We start from the raw sequence: 20743 nt of genomic DNA, 5'->3' as shown, positions 1-20743 counted from the left end.
GTCACGAGGAGAACGTTAATGAGCTCGTCTGCCAATACTCCCTCCACCGAACGATCAGGCGCTGCGCGCACGTTCACGCCGCACACCGACCGCGACCAACTGACCATCAATACCATTCGCACCCTGGCCATGGATGCCGTGCAGAAAGCCAATTCCGGCCACCCCGGCACGCCTATGGCGCTGGCACCTGTCGGCTACACGCTGTGGAAAGATTTCCTGCGTTATCACCCGGAACACCCTGACTGGCCAAACCGGGACCGCTTTGTGCTATCGGTCGGTCACGCTTCGATGCTGGTTTATTCGCTGCTGCACCTGGCAGGTGTGATCGAGATCGACGAGCACGGCAAACCATCGGGCAAGCCTGCGGTGAGCCTCGAGGACATCAAGCAGTTTCGTCAGATGGACTCCAAAACTCCGGGCCATCCTGAATACCGCATGACCACCGGCGTAGAGACCACCACTGGCCCGCTGGGCCAAGGTTGCGCCAACAGCGTCGGCATGGCGATGGGCGAGCGCTGGCTGGGCGAGCACTTCAACAAGCCCGGCGCTACGCTGTTCGATTACAGCGTTTACGTGCTGTGTGGCGATGGCGACATGATGGAAGGCGTCACCGCAGAAGCGGCTTCACTTGCCGGACATTTGAAGCTGTCGAACCTGTGCTGGATCTACGACAACAACACCATCAGCATCGAAGGCCACACCGAGCTGGCTTACAGCGACGATGTGCAGAAGCGTTTCGAGGGCTACGGCTGGAAAACCCTGCACGTCAAAGACGCCAACGACGCCAACGCCCTGGCAAAAGCGCTGCAGACCTTTCAGCAAACCAGCGATGCACCGACCTTGATCGTGGTCGACAGCATCATTGGCTTCGGTTCTCCCAATAAGCACAACACGTCTGCCGCCCACGGCGAACCGCTGGGCGATGACGAAATCAAGCTGACGAAAAAAGCCTACGGCTGGGATGAAAACAGCAGCTTCCTGGTGCCGGAAGATGCCCGCCATTGCCTGCGTGATGCATTGCTGGAACGCGGCGGCAGCGATTACGACGCCTGGCTGGCGACCTTCAACCAGTTTGAAAAGGACCAGCCCGACCTCGCTGATCAGCTCAAGCGCATGCGTGCCGGTGAAATGCCCGAAGGCTGGCAGGACAAGCAGATGCGTTTTGAAGCGGATGCCAAAGGCATCGCCTCGCGCGCTTCCGGTGGCAAGGTGCTGAATGCATTTGCCGAGCAAATCCCTTGGCTGATCGGTGGCTCGGCCGACCTTTCGCCGTCGACCAAAACCAATCTGACGTTTGATGGTGCAGGCAGCTTCGAAGCAGGCAATTACGGCGGTCGAAACCTTCACTTCGGTATCCGCGAACATGCCATGGGTTCCATTGCCAATGGCCTGGCTCTGTCATACATCCGCCCGTATACCTCGACCTTTCTGGTGTTCAGCGATTACATGAAGCCACCGATCCGTCTGGCGTCGATCATGGAATTGCCGGTTATCTTCGTCTTTACCCATGACTCCATTGGCGTCGGCGAGGACGGTCCGACCCACCAGCCTATCGAGCAACTGACTCAGCTGCGTGCGACACCGGGTGTGCTGACGATTCGTCCGGGCGATGCCAACGAAACGGCCCAAGCCTGGAAAATTGCACTGGCGCAAACCAGCAGGCCGTCGTGCCTGGTGCTGTCGCGTCAGCCGCTGCCAACCCTTGATCGCTCGAAGTACGCGAGCGCCAAGGGCTTAACCAAAGGCGCTTATGTGCTGGCCGATGCGGTGGAAGGCAAAGTGGACGTCATCCTGATTGCCACTGGTAGCGAGGTCGGCATGACCGTCGAGGCGTTCGAGAAGCTCAAAGCCGAGGGGGTCGCGGCGCGAGTGGTGTCGATGCCGAGCTGGGAACTGTTCGAGGATCAGGACAAGGCCTATCGCGACGGCGTGCTGCCCCCGGACGTCAAAGCCCGGGTGGTGGTGGAGCAGGCAGGGCCGGTGGGCTGGGATCGGTATGTCGGTCAGACCGGCGCGAAGATCGTGATGAACACCTTCGGTGCGTCGGCTCCCATCGACAAACTGCAGGCCAAATACGGATTCACGGCGGAAAACATCGCCAAGCGGGCGAAAGAGCAAATCGCCGGTTAAATCCTGCTTAAGTGCGCTTGCCCGCAATCGCGGGCAAGCGCCCTCCTTCCTTTAGATCACTCGATCAGCATCCGGTCAATACAGCGGGCCGACGCTCACCCGCAAAGAAGAACGGCCGAATCCTCACGCCCACTGCGTTGCCTGCGAAGGCAGCGACCAGCCAAAGCCAGCCGTGCACGCTGCCTGAAGCGATGCCGCTGAAGTAAGCGCCGATGTTGCAGCCGTACGCCAGGCGTGAACCGTACCCCAGCAAGAGCCCACCAATCACTGCCGCGATCAACGAGCGCGTCGGGATTTTCAGACTAGGGGCGAATCGTCCTGCAAGACCCGCCGCCACTGCCGCACCCAGCATGATGCCGATGTCCATGACGGTGGTGATGTCCTCCCACACCGGCGCGGCCAACGCCTTGGCGTTTGCTGGCATCTGCCAAAACGGCCAGCTGCCTACATCCACGCCCAAACCACCGGCGACCTTTGCGCCCCACAGCGCGAAAGCCGAGGTGATTCCCCAGGGACGACCTGCCAATGCCAGCGTGGCGTAATTGAGCAGCGCCAACCCTACCGCGCCCCACACCAGCGGCCAAGGGCCACGGAGGAAACGGCGCAAGCCAACGTGCTCACTGGTGACGGCCGCTTCCAGCTCCCCATGCCGACGCTTTTCCAGCTTGACGGTCACAAGGGCGATGACCGCGAACAGGGCCAGGCTCGTGAGCAGCGCGGGCATCACACCGAAGCTTTTGACGATGGAGGTGGCAGGAAACGACGGCAGCGAGAACCACCAATCGACGTGATGGGTGGCGATCAGCGAGCCAATGATGAAGAACAGCAGGGTCACGAGCATCCTCGCATTGCCGCCGCCGACGGTGAACAGCGTGCCAGACGCACAGCCGCCGCCCATTTGCATGCCGATGCCGAAGATGAAGGCGCCGAAGACTACGGACACACCGGCCGGGGCCACGAGGCCGGTGACCGGCGTGCCGAACAGCGTACCGGCACCCAGCGCGGGGAAAAACAGCACCACCGCGACGGCCAGCATCACCATTTGCGCGCGTAAACCGGCACCGCGTCGCTCGTTGATAAATACCCGCCAGGCCGAGGTGAAGCCGAACGCAGCGTGATAGAGCGTCAGGCCCAGCGCGGCGCCAACGATCAGTAATAGCACTTGCCTGCCGCCAACGGCCGATTGCAGGAAAAGAGCGCCGACCACCAACAAGAGGAAGGCGATCAGCGGCGCGCCAAGCTTGCGCTGCGGCGCCGCAGAGAGAAGAAGACTCATGGGCGTATCTCGGAGAAGGATTGCGATGGGCGCGAGTATACGCCGGTGTCTGCTGGATGACGCGCCGACGCCGCCACCGGCTTCAGCACCCTCAAACCCGCCAGACGCTTCGCAACCGCGCCAGCGCCGAGGCGATGTCGGCCTCAGGCACCGCCGCAAATCCCAACACCAGCCCGGCCCGATCATCCATCGGCGTCTCTGACTCCGGCAGCCAGTACTCACTCAACGGCGCGACCTCGACCCCGACACTTTCCGCTTTGGTCACCAGTTCCGTCTCACGCTCTAACGTGTCCACCGCGACCGTGACATGCAGCCCTGCAACCGGCTTGATCATCGGGCTGCAACCCGCAAGTTCATGGGGCCAGTCGGCCAGTAATGCGTCACGTCGACTCAAGGCAGCCCGGCGCATGCGACGGATGTGCCGCTGAAAGTGACCCGCCGCGATGAACTCGGCCATGACCATTTGCGTGCCGATCTCGGAATGACGCATGTCCACGGCCCGTCGCCGACTGAACGGCTCTACCAGGTTGCGCGGCAACACCAGATAACCCAGACGCAGGGCCGGAAACGCGACCTTGCCGAAGGTCCCGACATACAGCACGCGACCGCTACGATCCAGCGCTGCCAACGGCGCCAGCGGGGCACCGCTGTAGCGGTATTCGCCGTCGTAGTCGTCTTCGACGATCCAGCCCTGATTGCGCTCGGCCCACGCGAGCAGTTCCAGCCGCCGCGCCAGACTCATGGTCACGCCCATCGGGTATTGATGAGAGGGCGTCACGTACGCCAACTTGCAGCCTGAGTCGTCGCGCCCCGGACTGCGCATGCCCTCGGCGTCAACCGCCATGCCCTGCAACGTTGCGCCAGCCACTCCGAAGGCGTGACCGGCCGCGCGGTACCCCGGATTTTCGATGGCCACCACGTCGCCCGGCTCCAGCAGCAGCTGTGCACAAAGGGTTATCGCCTGCTGCGCGCCATTGGTGATCACAATTTGCTCAGGTGCGCAGCGAAGATCGCGGGACGTCCTCAAATAAGCCGCGATCAGCTCCCGCAAACGCCATTCGCCGGCCGGGTCGCCATAGCCCAGATGTTGCAAGCCCGGCTTACGCCAGAAAGCCGCGTGCAGCTTGCCCCACGTGTCAAAAGGGAACAGATCGAATGCCGGAACCCCTGTTCGAAACGCCTTCGGCAGGCCGCTTTTCGGGGGTCGTAAATGATGCTGTTCCAGGGTGTTCATCGCCGTGCTGTGGATAAGATTGTTTGGTAATTCGGCCGCTACTGTCGGCCATTTTGTGGATAAACCTGTTGATAAGCTTGGTGATAACCCTGTGGACAGCTGTGTGGATAGTTTTTTCGCAGCGGACGGTTGCTCCCTCAACAAGGCGACGTACGTGCCATCGCCAACACGGCTTTCGGTAAAGCCTTCCGCGTAGAGCTGGTCATAGGCACGCATGACGCTGTTGCGAGAAATGCCGAGGGACAAGGCCAGATCCCGGCTCGCCGGCAAGCGCGTGCCTCCCGGTACGCGACCGTCGAGGATACGCTCGCGCAGGGTCTGATAGAGCTGGCGGCTGAGGCCATGGCGGCGGTTCAGCGCGATGCCGGCGAAATCGAAGGTCAGCGCCGGCGTGGGTACGTGCATGGAATTGGCCCTATGAGATTGACCATAAATGGCTCTTACAACGAACCATTAGGCTGCCTAGGATTGGTTCAGCCGCCAAGGAAAATCTCATGTATACGCCCAGCTATTTCAAAGACGAGGACCTTGCCAGCCTGCACCGGCAGATAGAAGGCACGCGCCTGGCGACACTGGTCACTTTTGACGAGACCGGTTTGCAAGCGAGCCATATCCCCTTGTTGCTCGAACCCACTCAGGGTCCACACGGCACGCTTTATGGGCATCTGGCCAAGGCCAATCCGCAGTGGAAAGCCCTGGAGACCGGCGCGCAAGCACTGCTGATTTTCCAGGGCGCAGACGCCTACATCAGCTCTTCTTTTTATGCCGCCAAGGCCGAGCACGGCAAAGTGGTGCCCACCTGGAATTATCTGGCGGTGCATGCCTATGGCCGTGCTGACGTGTTCACTGATCCCGCGCGACTGTTGCGGATTGTCAACGGCCTGACCGACAAGCACGAAGCCAGCCGCGCCGAGCCCTGGGCGGTCAGCGACGCACCCGCCGATTACATCGAGAAGATGCTCAACGGCATCGTCGGCTTCGCGATCCCCGTCGAGCGGCTGGAAGGCAAGCGCAAGCTTAACCAGAACCGCAGCGCCGCAGACATCGCGGGGGTAAGCAAAGGCCTGGCACTCAGCCAGGACCCATCCGATCAGAAAATCGCTCAATTGATGAACCAGGGAGCACCGCGTGTCTGACCTCCACATCCGTCCCGTCACCGCCGAACACCAAGAAGCCTGGTTGCCGTTATGGCATGCCTATCTGAGCTTCTACAAAACCACACTGGCTGACGCGGTCACACAGAGCACTTGGCAACGCTTTCTGGACAGCAGCGAGCCCACCAACGCCGCCCTCGCCTGGCAGGACGGCAAGGCGGTGGGCATGGTGCATTTCATTTATCACCGATCCAACTGGAGCATCGGCAATGCCTGCTACCTGCAGGATTTGCTGGTGGTGCCGGAACAGCGCGGCACGGGCGTTGGCCGCCAACTGATCGAGTACGTTTACGCGACCGCCAAACGGGACGGCGCCGACAAAGTCCATTGGCTCACCCACGAGACCAACGCAACCGCCATTCAGCTCTACGAGCGCCTCGCAGACCGCCCGGGCTATATTCAATTTCGCAAACCGCTGTAAGACCAGGAACTCTCGATATGTCGGATCTCACTCAGTGGCAACCGGCCAGGCTGCCGAACACGCGCACGCTGCAAGGACGCTTTATCCGTCTGGAAAAACTCAACGCCGCCCAGCATGGCGATGGCCTGTGGGAGGCACTGGAAGGCCCGGCCGCTGACCGAAAATTGTGGGATTACCTGTTTGTGGGCCCGTTTCCAGAGCGTGGCGCATTCGATGACTATCTCGCAGGCCTGGAGGGCTCGACCGACCCGTGGTTCTACACCGTCATTGATCAACAGACCGGCGCCATCGACGGCTTTCTGGGCTTGATGTCCATCTTCCCGAGCGCGGGGCGCATCGAAATTGGCCATGTGACCTTCGGCGCCTCGATGCAACGCACGCCAAAAGCAACAGAGGCGGTTTATCTCCTGGCGAAGGAATCTTTCTCGCTGGGCAATCGCCGCCTGGAATGGAAATGCAACGCCAACAATTCCCGCTCCAGGCGCGCGGCCGAACGCTTCGGGTTCAGCTTCGAAGGCACATTCCGCCAACACGCGGTGTTCAAGGGGCAGAATCGGGACACCGCCTGGTACTCGATCATCGACAGCGAGTGGCCGGCAATACGGGAGGCGTTCGAAGCATGGCTGGCTGTGGATAACTTCAAGGATGGCCAGCAAATCAGGACGCTGGAGCAACTGCGCGGCAAGTGAGCGCGTTGAAACGAAACAGCCTAAAGCGCCCAGCTTCAGGCAAAAAAAGAGGAGCCACGAGAGCTCCCCCAGAGGTAATCGTTCAGCCTGCCGCGTCTGTGCGCGGCAAGCCGTCAATCTTGCAGCGGCTGTGTCAGCCCTCGATTTCGATCAAAATCTCGCCTGGGTTGACGCGATCGCCTTTCGCGACATGGATGGCCACGACCTTGCCGGCCACTGCCGCCTGAACTTCGGTCTCCATCTTCATCGCTTCGGTGATCAGCACCGCCTGACCGGCGCGAACGTCATCGCCCTCCTTCACCAGCACATCGACGATATTGCCCGGCATGGAAGTACTGACATGGCCCGGCTTGCTGGCTTGCGCACGCTTGCCGATGCCGCTGCCAACGAACTCATTGAGCGGCTCGAACACCACTTCTTCCGGCATGCCGTCGATGGACAGATAGAAGTGGCGCTTACCCTCGGCCTTGACGCCCACGCCAGTGATATCGACGCGGTAGCTTTCGCCGTGAACATCGATCACGAATTCGGTCGGAACGCCCTCGCCGCCTGCTTTAGCGACTGCGCCCGGCTCTGGAATCGGCAGCAAAGGCTCTGGCGCCAGCGTGCCCGCCGCACGTTCTTCGAGAAACTTGCGGCCGATGTCCGGGAACATGGCATAGGTCAGCACGTCCTCTTCGGTGGTCGCCAACGCGCCGATATCGCCGCGCAGCTTGGTCATTTCCGGCTTGAGCAGGTCGGCCGGACGCACATCGATCAGCTCTTCACTGCCGATGGCTTGACGGCGCAAGGTCTCGTCCACTTGCCCTGGCGCCTTGCCGTAGCCGCCAGTCAGGTAAAGCTTCACTTCGTTGGTGATGGTTTTGTAGCGCTCACCGGCCAGCACGTTGAAAAAAGCCTGGGTGCCGACGATCTGTGAAGTGGGGGTCACCAACGGCGGATAGCCCAAGTCTTTGCGCACCCGCGGAATCTCGGCCAGCACTTCGCCCATGCGGTTCAACGCGCCCTGCTCTTTGAGTTGGTTGGCGAGGTTGGAGATCATGCCGCCCGGGACCTGGTTGACCTGCACACGGGTATCGACCGCCGTGAATTCGCTCTCAAACTGGTGATACTTCTTACGCACCGCGTAGAAATACAGACCGATTTCCTGCAGCAGCTCCAAGTCCAGGCCGGTGTCGAATTCGCTGCCTTTCAGGGCCGCGACCATCGATTCGGTACCCGGATGGCTGGTGCCCCAGGCGAAGCTGGAGATCGCGGTGTCGATATGGTCGGCACCGTTTTCGATGGCCTTGAGTTGGCACATCGCGGCCAGGCCCGCGGTGTCGTGGGAGTGAATGAACACCGGCAGCGATTGCTCGGCCTTCAGCGCCTTGACCAGCTCGCCCGTGGCATAGGGAGTCAGCAGACCGGCCATGTCCTTGATCGCGACGGAATCACAGCCCATCGCTTCCATTTCTTTAGCTTGCGCCACAAACGCGCCAATGGTGTGCACCGGGCTGGTGGTGTACGCAATGGTGCCTTGAGCATGCTTCCCGGCAGCCTTCACCGCTTCGACCGCGACGCGCAGATTACGCACGTCGTTCATGGCATCGAAGATCCGGAACACGTCGATACCGTTGTCCGCTGCCTTGGCGACGAATGCCTTGACCACGTCATCGCTGTAGTGTCGATAGCCCAGCAGGTTCTGACCGCGAAGCAGCATCTGCAGACGCGTGTTGGGCAGCGCCGCGCGCAGTTGGCGAAGGCGCTCCCACGGGTCTTCCTTCAAAAAGCGCACGCAGGCGTCGAAGGTCGCACCGCCCCACACTTCCAGCGACCAGTAGCCCACTTTATCGAGCCTGTCGCAGATCGGCAGCATGTCCTCGGTGCGCATGCGGGTCGCCAGCAGGGACTGGTGGGCGTCGCGCAAAATGGTGTCGGTGACGAAGATTTTCTTGGACATGTTCGGATCTCCTTTTAGCTTCAAGCGGCAAGCTACAAGCGGCAAGTCACAGCGGATCGGCTTCAACTTGCAGCTTGCGGCTTAGCGCTTGCAGCTGGCTTTTTTATAAGCCCGCATGGGCAGCGATGGCGGCGGCGATGGCCAGGGCCAGCTCTTCGGGTTTGCGCTTGATCGAGTAATTGGTCAGCTCAGGATGGCTCTCAACGAAGCTGGTGTTGAACTGGCCGCTGCGGAATTCCGGGTTGCGCAGGATTTCCTGGTAATACGCGGCCGTGGTCTTTACCCCCTGCAGACGCATGTCATCCAGCGCACGCAGGCCGCGGTCCATTGCTTCTTCCCAGGTCAGCGCCCAGACGATCAGCTTCAGGCACATGGAGTCGTAATACGGCGGAATGGTGTAGCCGGTGTAGATCGCCGTGTCGGTGCGCACGCCGGGGCCGCCGGGCGCGTAATAACGGGTGATCTTGCCGAAGCTCGGCAGAAAGTTGTTCTTCGGGTCTTCCGCGTTGATGCGGAACTGCAACGCGAAGCCTCGATGGATGATGTCTTCCTGCTTCACCGACAGCGGCAGGCCCGACGCAATGCGGATCTGCTCGCGAACGATGTCGATCCCGGTGATTTCCTCGGTGATCGTGTGCTCGACCTGTACGCGCGTGTTCATCTCCATGAAGTACACCTCGCCCTCGGCGAGCAAGAACTCCACGGTGCCGGCGTTCTCGTAGCCCACGGCCTTGGCGGCCCGCACGGACAAGTCGCCGATGTAGGCGCGCTGCTCCGGCGTCAGTTGCGGGCTGGGGGCGATTTCGATGAGCTTCTGGTTGCGGCGCTGGATCGAGCAATCACGCTCGAACAGGTGAACTACGTTGCCAAAGCTGTCGCCGAGTATCTGCGCTTCGATGTGCTTGGGGTTGACGATGCACTTTTCGAGAAAAACTTCAGCCTTGCCGAACGCCTTGGTGGCCTCGGAAATGACCCGGGGGAACGCCTGCTCCAGTTCTTCCCGGCTGTTGCAGCGACGAATGCCGCGACCGCCGCCGCCGGAAGTGGCCTTGAGCATGACCGGGTAACCGATGCGATCGCCTTCAACCAGCGCCTCGGCGATGTCGGCCACATTGCCCTCCGTGCCGGGCGTCACCGGTACGCCGGCCTTGATCATGCTGCGGCGGGCCTCGGTTTTGTCGCCCATGCGGCGGATCACTTCAGCGGACGGGCCGATGAACTTGATACCCCGTTCGGCGCAGATATCCGCCAGCTCTGCGTTTTCCGACAGAAACCCGTAACCGGGGTGCAGTGCGTCGCAGCCGGTTTCAACGGCGAGATTCACCAGCTTGCGCGGGTTCAGATAGCCTTCGAGGGGCTCCGAGCCGATGCCGTAGGCTTCGTCGGCACGCTTGACGTGCAGCGCGTGACGGTCCGCATCGGAATAGATCGCCACCGAGCGGATGCCCATTTCGGCGCAGGCGCGCACGATTCGGACAGCAATTTCCCCACGGTTAGCGATCAGGATTTTTCTTATCACTGGTATCTCCTCGACCGATTAGCAGACGGACCAGATGACTGGCCAATACCGCGCGACATTCCGTAACTGCATGTTGCTCGCAGGTGAAGCCACCCTATGATGAATCAGCAATTAACAAAAATGAGTAAATATTGGGTGAACCATAAGTAAAACCTTATAGTTGCCAGTATCAGTTAGCCGATTAGGGGCAGAAGGATGCGTAAGTCACTGATGCGCATGACATTGCGTCAATTACGCATCTTCAACGAGGTCTGTGATTTGCGTTCTTACAGTCGAGCGGCTGAGGAAATGTCACTGACCCAGCCGGCGGTGAGCCTGCAGATTCGTCAACTGGAAGAGTTGGTCGGCCAGCCGCTGTTCGAATACGTGGGTAAAAAGCTCTATCTCACGGAGGCCGCGGAGGCGCTGCAGCTCGCCAGTCGCGACATTTTCGGTCGGCTGGAGAACCTCGACATGCAGCTGTCCGACATGCAGGGCTCGCTGCAGGGGCAGCTCAAACTGGCGATCGAATCCAGTGCCAAGTATTTCGTCCCCCACCTGTTCGCAGCCTTCAAGCGCAAGTATCCGGAGGTGATGCTCAACCTCACGGTCGTCAATCGGGCGCAGGTGATTCGGCGACTCTCGGATAATCGTGATGATCTGGTGGTGATGTCGATGGTCCCCCAGGACATGGGGCTGGAGTTCTTGCCCTTTCTGAATAACCCGATTGTGGCCGTCGCGCCGCCGGATCATCCGTTGACCTTGCTCGCCAATCCGACGCTGAAGGACCTGGAGGCAGCAACGCTGGTGGTCCGCGAACAGGGCTCAGGGACGCGCAAGGCCTGCGAGGAGTATTTCAAGGAGAAACGCGTTCACTTCGAGCACACGCTGGAGGTGTCCTCGGCGGAAGCGCAGCGTGAATGCGTGGTGGCGGGGCTCGGCGTCGCACTGCTGACGCGCCATGCACTGAGCCTGGAACTTGCCACTGGCACGCTGATTGAGCTGCCAGTGGCCGAATTGCCGCTGTACCGAAGCTGGTGCGTCGTACAGGCACGGGACAAACGTCTGTCGCCGGTGGCTCACGCGTTCCTGTCATTCATTCGGACAGAGCGTACGCAGATCAGCGAGCTGGTCGCGCGCTTTGATGGCCACCTTCCGAAGCGCTAGCGCTCTGCCAGAAGTGGGCGCTGGCGCTGTCCAGGTAGCTCGAGAGTTCCTGGTTCAGGCGACGCTCTTCAGAATGGCTTTCGATCGCACGCCGGAACGCCATGCGGCGCTGGTCTTCCTGCTGACGGCGGGTCTTGGTGCTGGAGGTGCTGTGCTGCTGCGAGTCATCGTAGTGCCGAGGCATATCCTGTCTCCCATTCGTGTGCGGGAGTACAGAGTGGCGGGATGCGGTGACGATCAGACGTCGGAAGCGTTACAGCTTGGTGAAGGTTTCAGCATTGCGGCGGTTCAGCTCAATCTTCGGACGATTTGATCGACTTCGGCGACAACCGCAGGCTGCGCAAGCTGCGCTTCACGCTCTTCAAGTGATTGACCAGGCTCGGACCGCGCGCCATCGCGACGCCCATCGCCAGGACATCGATGACCACCAAGTGCGCGATACGTGAGGTCAACGGCGTGTAGATTTCGGTGTCTTCGTGCACGTCAATGGCGAGATTGACCGTGGACAGCTCGGCCAATGGCGTCTGACTCGGGCACAGGGTGATCAGGTTGGCGCCGCTTTCGCGCACCAGGTTGGCCGTGATCAGCAGGTCCTTGGAGCGACCGGACTGCGAGATACACACCGCGACGTCAGTGGGCTTGAGCGTCACAGCCGACATCGCCTGCATGTGCGGATCGGAGTAGGACGCTGCCGTCAGTAACAGACGGAAGAATTTGTGCTGGGCGTCAGCCGCAACCGCACCCGATGCGCCGAAACCGTAGAACTCGACCCGATGCGCCGCCGCCATGACCGTCACCGCTGCCTGCAAGGCATGGGGGTCGAGCTTTTCGCGCACTTCTATCAGCGTGTGCAGCGTGGTGTCGAAAATCTTCAGGCTGTAATCGGCGACGGAATCGTCTTCGTGGATAGCGAACTGCCCGAAGCTCGCGCCGGCGGCGAGGCTTTGCGCCAGCTTGAGTTTCAGATCCTGAAACCCGGTGCAGCCAATGGCGCGGCAGAAACGCACGATGGTTGGCTCACTGATCCCGACCGCATGCGCCAGGTCGGCCATGGAGCTGTGCATCACGGCCGCCGGATCGAGCAGCACGTGATCGGCTACTTTCAGCTCCGACTTGCGCAAGAGATGGCGTGACTGGGCGATGTGCTGCAACAGATTCAAAGGACAGGACTCAAGTGAAGGATGGGCCGGGCTGTAGCTTTCTTGTAGTTATACTACATGACCTGCAAACCGCACAGTTAAACGATCTTCCCGTGGTCAACCGATCGGTGTTGAGGGTCAGGTCGCTTTGTAGTGTAGGGCTTTTCGTACAGGACTCCAGGCTTCAGCCAGACAACTGCGCAGGATGCCGCCCATGACGCTGGCCTCCACCGGGCGACTGATCAAGTAGCCTTGAACCTCGTCGCAACCATGAGCCCTGAGAAACTCCAGTTGCTCGCAATCTTCCACGCCCTCGGCCACAACCCTGAGGTCAAGACTGTGGGCCATCGCAATGATTGCCCGTGTAATCGCCGCGTCTTCCGCCCCTTCGTTCAAGCCGCGGATGAAGGCTTGGTCGATCTTCACGCAATGCACTGGAAATCGCTTCAGATAGCTCAACGATGAATAGCCGGTGCCGAAATCGTCGATGGCCAATTTCACGCCGAGTGCGCGCAGTTGCTGGAACGTGGTGATGATGTGCTCGACGCTCTCCAGCAATTGACTCTCGGTGAGCTCAAGCTCCAGGTATTCCGGCTTGAGCCCGGTTTCTTCCAGCACTTGCCGCACGAGGCTGACCAGCTTTCCCTGGCGCATCTGGTGCACCGAGAGATTGACTGACACCCTGATCGGCGCGAGGCCCTCCCGCTGCCATTCGCAGGCCTGGTGGCAGGCTTTGCGCAGCACGAACTCCCCGATGTTGGCGATCAGGCCGGTCTCCTCCGCCAGTCCGATGAACTCGCCGGGCGAAATCAGACCGCGCTCGGGATGACGCCAGCGCACCAGCGCTTCTGCCGAGTTCAGGCGACCGCTTTCCAGCTCCAGCTTAGGCTGATAAAAAACCTCCAGTTGCCCTTCTGCAATGGCGCGACGCAGCTGGATCTCCAGCTGCAAGCGACCGGGCGTGCCCGCCTCAAGGCTTTCGGTGTAGAACTGAAAATTGTCGCCGCCCAGGTGCTTGGCATGCTGCATGGCCATGTTCGCCTGGCTGACCAGCGCGGCGATGTCTCGAGCGGAACCCGGCAGCAACGCGATGCCGATAGAGGCACTGACCACCAGCTCATGGCCGGACACCGATATCGGCGAGCGCAGCTTGGCCAGCAGACGCGTCGTGATCCGCGCCATTGTGGTCAGGTTGCCGTGGCTGTCGAATAGCACGGCAAACTCGTCCGCCGACAAACGCGCGACGGTATCGGCGTCCGCTACGTGGGCGTTCAGCCGGCGCGCGACGAGGCGCAGCAACTGGTCAGCGATGTCGTGACCCAAGCTGTCATTGAGCAATTTGAAGCGATCAAGGTTGATGTGCAGCAGGGCCAGCGTTCGCCCGCCATGACGCGCACGCTGATTGGCCTCGCGCAGCCGCTCGTTGAACAACGCCCGATTGGCCAGGCCGGTCAGCTCATCGTAATGGGTCAGATAGCGCGTACGCTCTTCGTACTGGCGCGTCAGCTCGCGATTCAGCTCGTCACTTTTGGCTTGGGCCTGTTGAAGGTGCTCGATGAGCGCCACGTTCTGAAACCGCCGGATCAGGCCCCGCTCGATCAAACGGTTGACCTGCGCGGCCACCACGATCAGCGCCAGCAGCAGAATCAGGCCGAGCCAGCCCCAGCCATGGCATTGTGGGTCGCCGGTCCAGAACAGATAGAAGATGGGCGGCAGCAGGCACGGCAGCGTGAAGGTGAGGAATGCCGGAATGCTCACCGCATAGGCCACACTGGCAGACAGCGTCGCGGCGCCGATCAGGCCGAACACCCAGGCCTGTTGCGACAGGCTTTGCGCGGGCATCAGCACCAGCGCGGCGCTGGACAAAGTGAAACCGCTGACACAGGCGCCGGCCAGAAACATGCGATTCCAGATTGGCTGTGAACGACGATCCATTGATGCCGACCTGAACGCTGCGACCTGCAGCACGCGCAGACTGACCAGCGCTGACAGCCATCCCAGCCAGACGCCAACCAGCACGTAACGCTCGGGGCTCCAGAGCAGCCATGCGCAGAGCAAACCATTGATGAACATGAACAGGGTCGGCAGGAGCGATCCCTGATAGAGAAGGCGGGTGCGCTCGGCGGCAAGCTGGGTCGCGAACTGCTTGCAGATGACACGGCGTGTCGCCACGGAGTCGGCCGGGGCTTCGGAGCTTAAGGTCATGGCGTTTCTTATAATTGGTGGCCTTGAACGTTCGCGGAGGATACACAAGGGACCGTCGAGACCAAACAGTCATCAATTAAAATCTACAGACGGCAAAATGCGACCGACAACATCACGACCGGCCAGCGTTAGGGTTTGCCCATGCCCTCACGGCACCCTAGAATGCCCCGATGCGCGATGACCTCTCCCTTCTGCTTAACTCCCTCAACGATGCCCAACGCCAGGCCGTAGCTGCCTCCGTGGGTCGTCAGTTGGTCCTGGCCGGCGCTGGTTCCGGCAAAACCCGTGTGCTGGTGCACCGTATCGCCTGGTTGATCCAGGTCGAGAACGCCTCGCCGCACTCGATCCTGTCGGTGACGTTCACCAACAAGGCCGCTGCCGAGATGCGCCATCGCATCGAGCAACTGATGGGTATCAACCCGGCCGGCATGTGGGTGGGCACCTTCCACGGCCTGGCGCACCGTCTGCTGCGGGCGCACTGGCAGGAAGCGGGTCTGAACCAGAGCTTCCAGATCCTCGACAGCGATGACCAGCAACGACTGGTCAAGCGCGTCATGCGCGAGCTGAATCTGGATGAGCAGCGCTGGCCGGCACGGCAGGCGCAGTGGTTCATCAACGGGCAGAAGGACGAAGGGCTGCGTCCCAAACACATTCAAGCCTCGGGCGATCTCTTTCTGACGACCATGAAGTCGGTCTACGAGGCCTATGAAGCTGCCTGTCAGCGCGCCGGCGTTATCGACTTCTCCGAGCTGCTGCTTCGCGCGCTGGACCTGTGGCGCGATAACCCGAGCCTGCTTGCGCACTATCAGCGCCGTTTCCGTCACGTGCTGGTGGACGAATTCCAGGACACCAACGCCGTTCAATACGCCTGGCTGCGCCTGCTCGCCCAGGGTGGCGACAGCCTGATGGTGGTCGGCGACGACGACCAGTCCATCTATGGCTGGCGCGGGGCGAAGATCGAGAATATTCATCAGTATTCCGAAGATTTCCCCGACACCGAGACCATTCGCCTGGAGCAGAACTACCGCTCCACCGCGAGCATCCTCAAGGCCGCCAACGGCTTGATCGTCAACAACACAGGGCGTCTGGGCAAAGAGCTGTGGACGGACGTCGGTGATGGCGAGCTGATCAATCTCTATGCCGCGTTCAACGAACACGACGAAGCGCGCTACGTGGTCGAGACCATCGAAAGCGCAATCAAGACCGGTCTGGCGCGCAGCGATATCGCCATTCTGTATCGCTCCAACGCCCAGTCGCGGGTCCTCGAAGAGGCCTTGCTGCGCGAGCGCATCCCGTACCGTATCTACGGCGGCCAGCGATTCTTCGAGCGCGCCGAAATCAAGAACGCCATGGCGTATATGCGTCTGCTGGACGGGCGTGGTAATGATTCGGCGCTGGAGCGGGTCATCAACGTCCCGCCCCGCGGTATTGGCGAGAAAACCGTCGAAGCGATTCGCGAGCATGCGCGCCATGCCGACGTTTCCATGTGGGAAGCCATGCGCCTGCTGGTCGCCAACAAAGGCTTGACCGGTCGTGCAGCGGGCGCGCTGGGCGCGTTCATCGAACTGATCGAAAACCTCGCCGCCAAGGCTGCGGACATGCCGCTGCATCTGATGACCCAAACGGTGATCGAGCAGTCCGGCCTGATCACGTACCACAAGGAAGAGAAAGGCGAGAAAGGCCAGGCCCGGGTGGAAAACCTTGAGGAACTGGTCAGCGCCGCGCGCGCCTTCGAGAACAGCGACGAAGAGGAAGACCTGACGCCACTGGCTGCCTTCCTCGGCCATGCCTCGCTGGAGGCCGGCGATACGCAGGCGGACGAGCACGAAGACAGCATTCAGCTGATGACGCTGCACAGCGCCAAAGGTCTGGAGTTTCCGTACGTGTTCCTGGTGGGCATGGAAGAAGGCCTGTTTCCACACAAGATGAGCCTGGAAGAGCCGGGGCGTCTGGAAGAAGAGCGTCGCCTGGCTTACGTGGGCATCACCCGCGCCATGCAGCATCTGGTGATGACCTACGCAGAAACCCGACGCTTGTACGGAAGCGAAACCTACAACAAGGTCTCGCGCTTCGTCCGGGAGGTGCCGGCCAATCTGATTCAGGAAGTGCGGTTGTCCAACAGCGTGACCCGGCCGTTCGGCGGTTCCAAAACCATGGCCCCGAGCCGCTTGTTCGATGGCGAAGCCATTCCGCAGAGCCAGTTCTCCCTGGGTCAGCACGTCCAGCACGCGGTGTTTGGTGAAGGCGTGATCCTCAACTTCGAGGGTTCAGGCGCTCAGGCACGGGTCCAGGTGAATTTCTCGGAAGGCAGCAAGTGGCTGATGCTGGGGTACGCGAAGCTCGAGCCGGTGTGATCGGCAACTGCCGATGCGTTGATGCTCCACTTGCATTCCCACATCCACCCCCCATCTTTCCTACAGAACTTTCTTCACCTGCCTACAACCCAAGTGGGACAGGCTGGTGAGGATCCACGCAAAAGCCGGAAACATATGGCCGCTGGTCATCCCCATGTGTCCTGTGCAACATGGCGCGCGTGCAATCCACAAACGGGAATTCCCTTATGCAACGTTTTCTTAGCATCGCTCTGGCAATGATTATCGGGCTCACCATGAGCCTCGATGTCAACGCTGCGCGTTTCGGTGGTGGCAAGAGCATGGGCTCGGCGCCAAGTCACCAGGCGCGTCAAACAGCTCCTTCTACTCCTGCCGCAGCACCTAATGCCGCCGGCCGTCCTGCGCCTGCTGCGGGCGGTGCTTCCAAATGGCTGGGCCCATTGGCGGGTCTCGCCGCCGGTGGTCTTCTGGCCTCCATGTTCATGGGCGGTGGCTTCCAGGGCATGCAGTTCTTCGACATTCTGATCATGGCGATCATCGCCTTCGTGATCTTCCGCTTCATCGCGGCGCGTCGACGCAAACAGCAGCCACAGATGGCTCCCGCCGGTGCTCCTTACCAGCGTGAAACCTTCGAACAGCCACAACCGGCCCAGAATTCGATCTTCGGCGGTTCCGCTCCAGCAGCGGCAGCCCGTCCGGTGATCAACGCACCGACCTGGTTCAACGAAGAACGCTTCATCGAGGCTGCGCGCAGCCACTTCCAGTCGCTGCAACAGCACTGGGACGCGAACGAGATGGACAAAATCTCCGAGTTCGTGACCCCGCAGATGCTGCAGTTCCTGAAGAAGGAACGCGCCGATCTGGGCGACGGTTTCCAGTCCACGTTCATCGACAACCTCAACGTGCAACTTGACGGTCTGGACGATCGTGCCGACAAGACGATTGCCACGCTGACGTTCAACGGTGTGTCGAAAACGTCGCGCTTCGACCAGGGCGAGGTCTTCAGCGAAAGCTGGAACATGGAACGCGCTCAGGGTGACAACCAGCCTTGGCTGGTGGCAGGTATCCGCCAGAACGGCTAATACCGCTGAGCTGCTTCAAATGAACCCCGGACTTGTTCCGGGGTTCTGTTTTTAGAGAAGCCAAGTTAATTTGGCGATGCCTTTGAGCTACTGTATAACCCGCGCAAATCGTTAGAGGATCCACGTCGTGGAAGAAGTCATTGAACAACTCCGTGAAGCCAATGAACCGGTCCCTGTCCCGCTTGAGCTGCCTGATGAAGATCAACTGGTCGAGGTTGAGGAGCAACTGTTCATCAATATCCCCTTCGTCTTCAAAGAGTTCTTGCTGACCGTCAGCGACGTGGTCTACGGCAGCCTTGAGCCCGTCACCGTCACTGACCCGGGCTCGCACACGTACCTGCCGGAAGTGGCGGCGACCGCGTGGGACATCGGCGTGCCGCGCGAGCTGATCCCGATCTGTCAGGACGGCGAGGATTATTACTGCGTTGAAGAAGACGGCACTGTGGTGCTGTGGTCTGGCGAAGAAGAACTGGTCACCGAAGAAAGCTGGGAATCCGTTTGGCACTGGGCGCGCGACGTCTGGCTGGAAAGCTGAGAAGCACAGCCGCCCTCCTCAATCAGCCTTGAGGCACGAACCTCAAGGCTGATTCAGCGCTCATGACTCAGGGTGATTGCCCAAGGTTTCAAGCAACGCGATCTGCATGCGCGTATGCACCCGGATGAACCAGCGCCACAACACGGCAGCCACCACGGCCGCCACGACCACAATCAGCATCAGCCATTCGCGCGTCGGCAGCATGCTGGATGACAGCAATGCGATGAGCAGAAAAATCACCATCAATGACAGCAGCGGGATCACTTCGGCGATCACCCGACGGACACGCGCGGTGTGCCTGCCCGCCATCTCCGGCTTCACGCTCATCTCTGCCAGCAGCATGGACAGCGCCTTGAGCTTGCGATAAGCCGCGATCAGGAACGGCAGGGAAAGCAGCAAGCACCCACCCCAGATCCAGGCTTTTTGCTGCCCGACATCGCTGACCCAATCGCTGAAATAGACGCCAATACGCTCCGCGAAGAATGCGCCGGTGAAGAAGATGGCGATCACCAAAGCCAGATTGATCCCGACTTGCAAGAGGATCTTGCGGATCATCGCTGCCAGCACGGCGCCTTGCCCCTGCGGCTGAATGCTGCGCAACCACTCTCCGTATAGGCCAAACACCCGCGCCATGCGTGCAGGAACAATAGCGCCCAGTGTGTGGGACAACGGGTCTGCTGCCCGGATGAGGTAAGGCGTCAAGAGCGTCGTTATGGCAGACACCGCCACGGCGACCGGGTAGAGAAAATCGCTGGTAACCTGCAGCGTCATCCCCAGCGCTGCGATGATGAAGGAAAATTCGCCAATCTGTGACAGCCCCATGCCCACCCGCAGCGAGGTCTTGCCATCATTGCCCGCGATAAAAGCACCCAGCCCGCAGGAAATCATCTTGCCCAGCACCACGGCAACGGTGATCACGGCGATGGGCCAGGCGTAATCGAGCAGGATTTTCGGATCGATCATCAAGCCGATTGCGACGAAAAAGATCGCGCTGAACATGTCACGGATGGGCTCGACCAGGTGCTCGATCTTCGCCAGTTGCCTGGATTCAGCCATGATTGCGCCGATGAGAAACGCCCCCAGTACCATGCTGTATTCGAGTTTGACCACCAGCAGGCAAAACCCGAAGCACATGCCCAGCACCGTGATCAGCAGCATCTCGTTGCTGTCGAACTTCGCCACATAAGCCAGCAATCGCGGCACAACCAGAATGCCGATGACCAGCGCGACGATCATGAACAGCGACAGTTTGCCGACCGTTGAAAACACCTCGCCGGAACTGACCGTGCCGCTCACGGCGATGCCTGATAACAGCGCGATGATGCCAATGCCGAGGATGTCTTCGACGATGAGCACGCCGAAGATCAGCTGGGCGAAGCGCCGGTTCTTCATTTTCAGGTCGTTGAGCGCTTTGACGATGATGGTGGTGGACGAGATCGCCAGAATGGCACCGAGGAACAGAGAATCCATGGTATTCCAGGCGAAGAACTGGCCGATTTCGTAACCGATCCAGATCATCAGCATGATTTCGAGAAACGCGGCGATAAACGCCGTCGCGCCCACCTTGAACAGTTTGCGCAGGCTGAATTCCAGGCCAAGACAAAACATCAGAAAGATTACGCCGAGTTCGGCGAGGGTCTTGATGGTGTCTTCGTCGTGGATGAGGCCAAAAGGCGGGGTGTGCGGGCCGATGATAAAGCCGGCGACAATGTAGCCGAGTACGACGGGTTGCTTGAGCCGATGAAACACCACCGTTACGACGCCAGCGACGAGCATGATCACAGCCAGGTCTTGAATGAAACTGATGGCATGCATGGGCGCTGCTCCTGCTGGCAATCGGTGAAATATGCGTATCTGCCTGAAAGAGAGACGACTGCTGTACGAAAACTCGCCAACGAGGTCCGATTATTCTGACTGAGACGCAGGATTTACCCCATC

17 protein-coding genes are annotated in these 20743 nt (G+C 60.4%); 9 read left to right on the top strand and 8 right to left on the bottom strand.

From position 1 onward, the window contains the following. Positions 1–18: 18 nt before the first annotated feature. Positions 19–2130 (top strand): transketolase, encoded by a 2112-nt coding sequence (gene tkt / locus BBI10_RS09020; protein WP_083233063.1) that lies wholly within the window; start codon positions 19–21, stop codon positions 2128–2130. 64 nt (positions 2131–2194) lie between these two features. Here tkt and BBI10_RS09015 read toward each other — a convergent pair whose 3' ends face one another. Further along, a complete protein-coding gene (locus tag BBI10_RS09015; RefSeq protein ID WP_065988166.1) occupies positions 2195–3406 on the bottom strand; it encodes a YeeE/YedE family protein in 1212 nt (403 codons plus the stop codon). Between the two features lie 91 nt (positions 3407–3497). Further along, positions 3498–5045, bottom strand: a complete 1548-nt coding sequence (locus BBI10_RS09010; protein ID WP_065988164.1) for a PLP-dependent aminotransferase family protein — start codon at positions 5043–5045, stop codon at positions 3498–3500. An 89-nt stretch (positions 5046–5134) separates the two neighbouring features. Between BBI10_RS09010 and BBI10_RS09005 the strand changes: the two genes are divergently transcribed. From BBI10_RS09005 to BBI10_RS08995, 3 genes are read left to right on the top strand one after another with little or no spacing between them, the layout of a single operon-like run. Beyond that, positions 5135–5776: an FMN-binding negative transcriptional regulator gene (locus BBI10_RS09005; RefSeq protein WP_065988162.1), complete on the top strand. Its 642-nt coding sequence runs from the start codon at positions 5135–5137 to the stop codon at positions 5774–5776. Next, positions 5769–6215, top strand: coding sequence for a GNAT family N-acetyltransferase (locus tag BBI10_RS09000; RefSeq protein WP_065988161.1), 447 nt, complete (start codon positions 5769–5771; stop codon positions 6213–6215). The genes BBI10_RS09005 and BBI10_RS09000 overlap by 8 nt, the downstream gene beginning before the upstream one ends. Positions 6216–6232: 17 nt before the next feature. After that, complete coding sequence (locus BBI10_RS08995; protein ID WP_065988159.1) at positions 6233–6904, top strand: GNAT family N-acetyltransferase; 672 nt, start codon at positions 6233–6235, stop codon at positions 6902–6904. A gap of 133 nt (positions 6905–7037) precedes the next feature. Here BBI10_RS08995 and oadA read toward each other — a convergent pair whose 3' ends face one another. Beyond that, positions 7038–8846 carry a sodium-extruding oxaloacetate decarboxylase subunit alpha gene (oadA, locus tag BBI10_RS08990; protein ID WP_065988157.1) on the bottom strand — a complete coding sequence of 603 codons (1809 nt, stop codon included), beginning with the start codon at positions 8844–8846 and terminating at the stop codon, positions 7038–7040. 103 nt (positions 8847–8949) lie between these two features. Then, complete coding sequence (locus tag BBI10_RS08985; protein ID WP_065988155.1) at positions 8950–10365, bottom strand: acetyl-CoA carboxylase biotin carboxylase subunit; 1416 nt, start codon at positions 10363–10365, stop codon at positions 8950–8952. 195 nt (positions 10366–10560) lie between these two features. Between BBI10_RS08985 and BBI10_RS08980 the strand changes: the two genes are divergently transcribed. Then, positions 10561–11511 carry a LysR family transcriptional regulator gene (locus tag BBI10_RS08980; protein ID WP_065988153.1) on the top strand — a complete coding sequence of 317 codons (951 nt, stop codon included), beginning with the start codon at positions 10561–10563 and terminating at the stop codon, positions 11509–11511. On the opposite strand, the gene BBI10_RS08975 is transcribed toward BBI10_RS08980, so the two are convergent. Then, positions 11465–11695, bottom strand: a complete 231-nt coding sequence (locus BBI10_RS08975; RefSeq protein WP_065988149.1) for a PA3496 family putative envelope integrity protein — start codon at positions 11693–11695, stop codon at positions 11465–11467. The genes BBI10_RS08980 and BBI10_RS08975 overlap by 47 nt on opposite strands. Between BBI10_RS08975 and BBI10_RS27550 the strand changes: the two genes are divergently transcribed. Beyond that, positions 11585–11824 (top strand): hypothetical protein, encoded by a 240-nt coding sequence (locus BBI10_RS27550; RefSeq protein ID WP_167355780.1) that lies wholly within the window; start codon positions 11585–11587, stop codon positions 11822–11824. The two genes, BBI10_RS08975 and BBI10_RS27550, sit on opposite strands and share 111 nt — an antisense overlap. On the opposite strand, the gene hexR is transcribed toward BBI10_RS27550, so the two are convergent. Together hexR and BBI10_RS08965 are read right to left on the bottom strand one after the other, a co-directional pair. Further along, entirely contained in the window at positions 11805–12671 is an 867-nt protein-coding gene (gene hexR / locus BBI10_RS08970) for a transcriptional regulator HexR (protein ID WP_065988147.1), read from the bottom strand. The two genes, BBI10_RS27550 and hexR, sit on opposite strands and share 20 nt — an antisense overlap. 117 nt (positions 12672–12788) lie before the next feature. Next, entirely contained in the window at positions 12789–14585 is a 1797-nt protein-coding gene (locus tag BBI10_RS08965) for a putative bifunctional diguanylate cyclase/phosphodiesterase (protein ID WP_410928360.1), read from the bottom strand. Between the two features lie 440 nt (positions 14586–15025). On the opposite strand from BBI10_RS08965, the gene uvrD reads away from it, so the two are divergent. From uvrD to BBI10_RS08950, 3 genes are all read left to right on the top strand, one after another. Next, positions 15026–17209 (top strand): DNA helicase II, encoded by a 2184-nt coding sequence (gene uvrD, locus BBI10_RS08960; RefSeq protein WP_065988144.1) that lies wholly within the window; start codon positions 15026–15028, stop codon positions 17207–17209. Between the two features lie 206 nt (positions 17210–17415). After that, positions 17416–18270 (top strand): Tim44 domain-containing protein, encoded by an 855-nt coding sequence (locus BBI10_RS08955; protein WP_065988142.1) that lies wholly within the window; start codon positions 17416–17418, stop codon positions 18268–18270. Positions 18271–18397: 127 nt separating this feature from the next. After that, positions 18398–18805, top strand: a complete 408-nt coding sequence (locus BBI10_RS08950) for an SMI1/KNR4 family protein (RefSeq protein ID WP_065988140.1) — start codon at positions 18398–18400, stop codon at positions 18803–18805. Positions 18806–18865: 60 nt separating this feature from the next. On the opposite strand, the gene BBI10_RS08945 is transcribed toward BBI10_RS08950, so the two are convergent. Next, positions 18866–20620 (bottom strand): cation:proton antiporter, encoded by a 1755-nt coding sequence (locus tag BBI10_RS08945; protein WP_065988135.1) that lies wholly within the window; start codon positions 20618–20620, stop codon positions 18866–18868. Positions 20621–20743 lie beyond the last annotated feature (123 nt).

The sequence above is a fragment of the Pseudomonas graminis genome, from assembly GCF_001705435.1.
Taxonomy (GTDB): Bacteria; Pseudomonadota; Gammaproteobacteria; order Pseudomonadales; family Pseudomonadaceae; genus Aquipseudomonas; species Aquipseudomonas graminis_B.
This window is presented reverse-complemented; position numbering and strand designations above follow the sequence as displayed.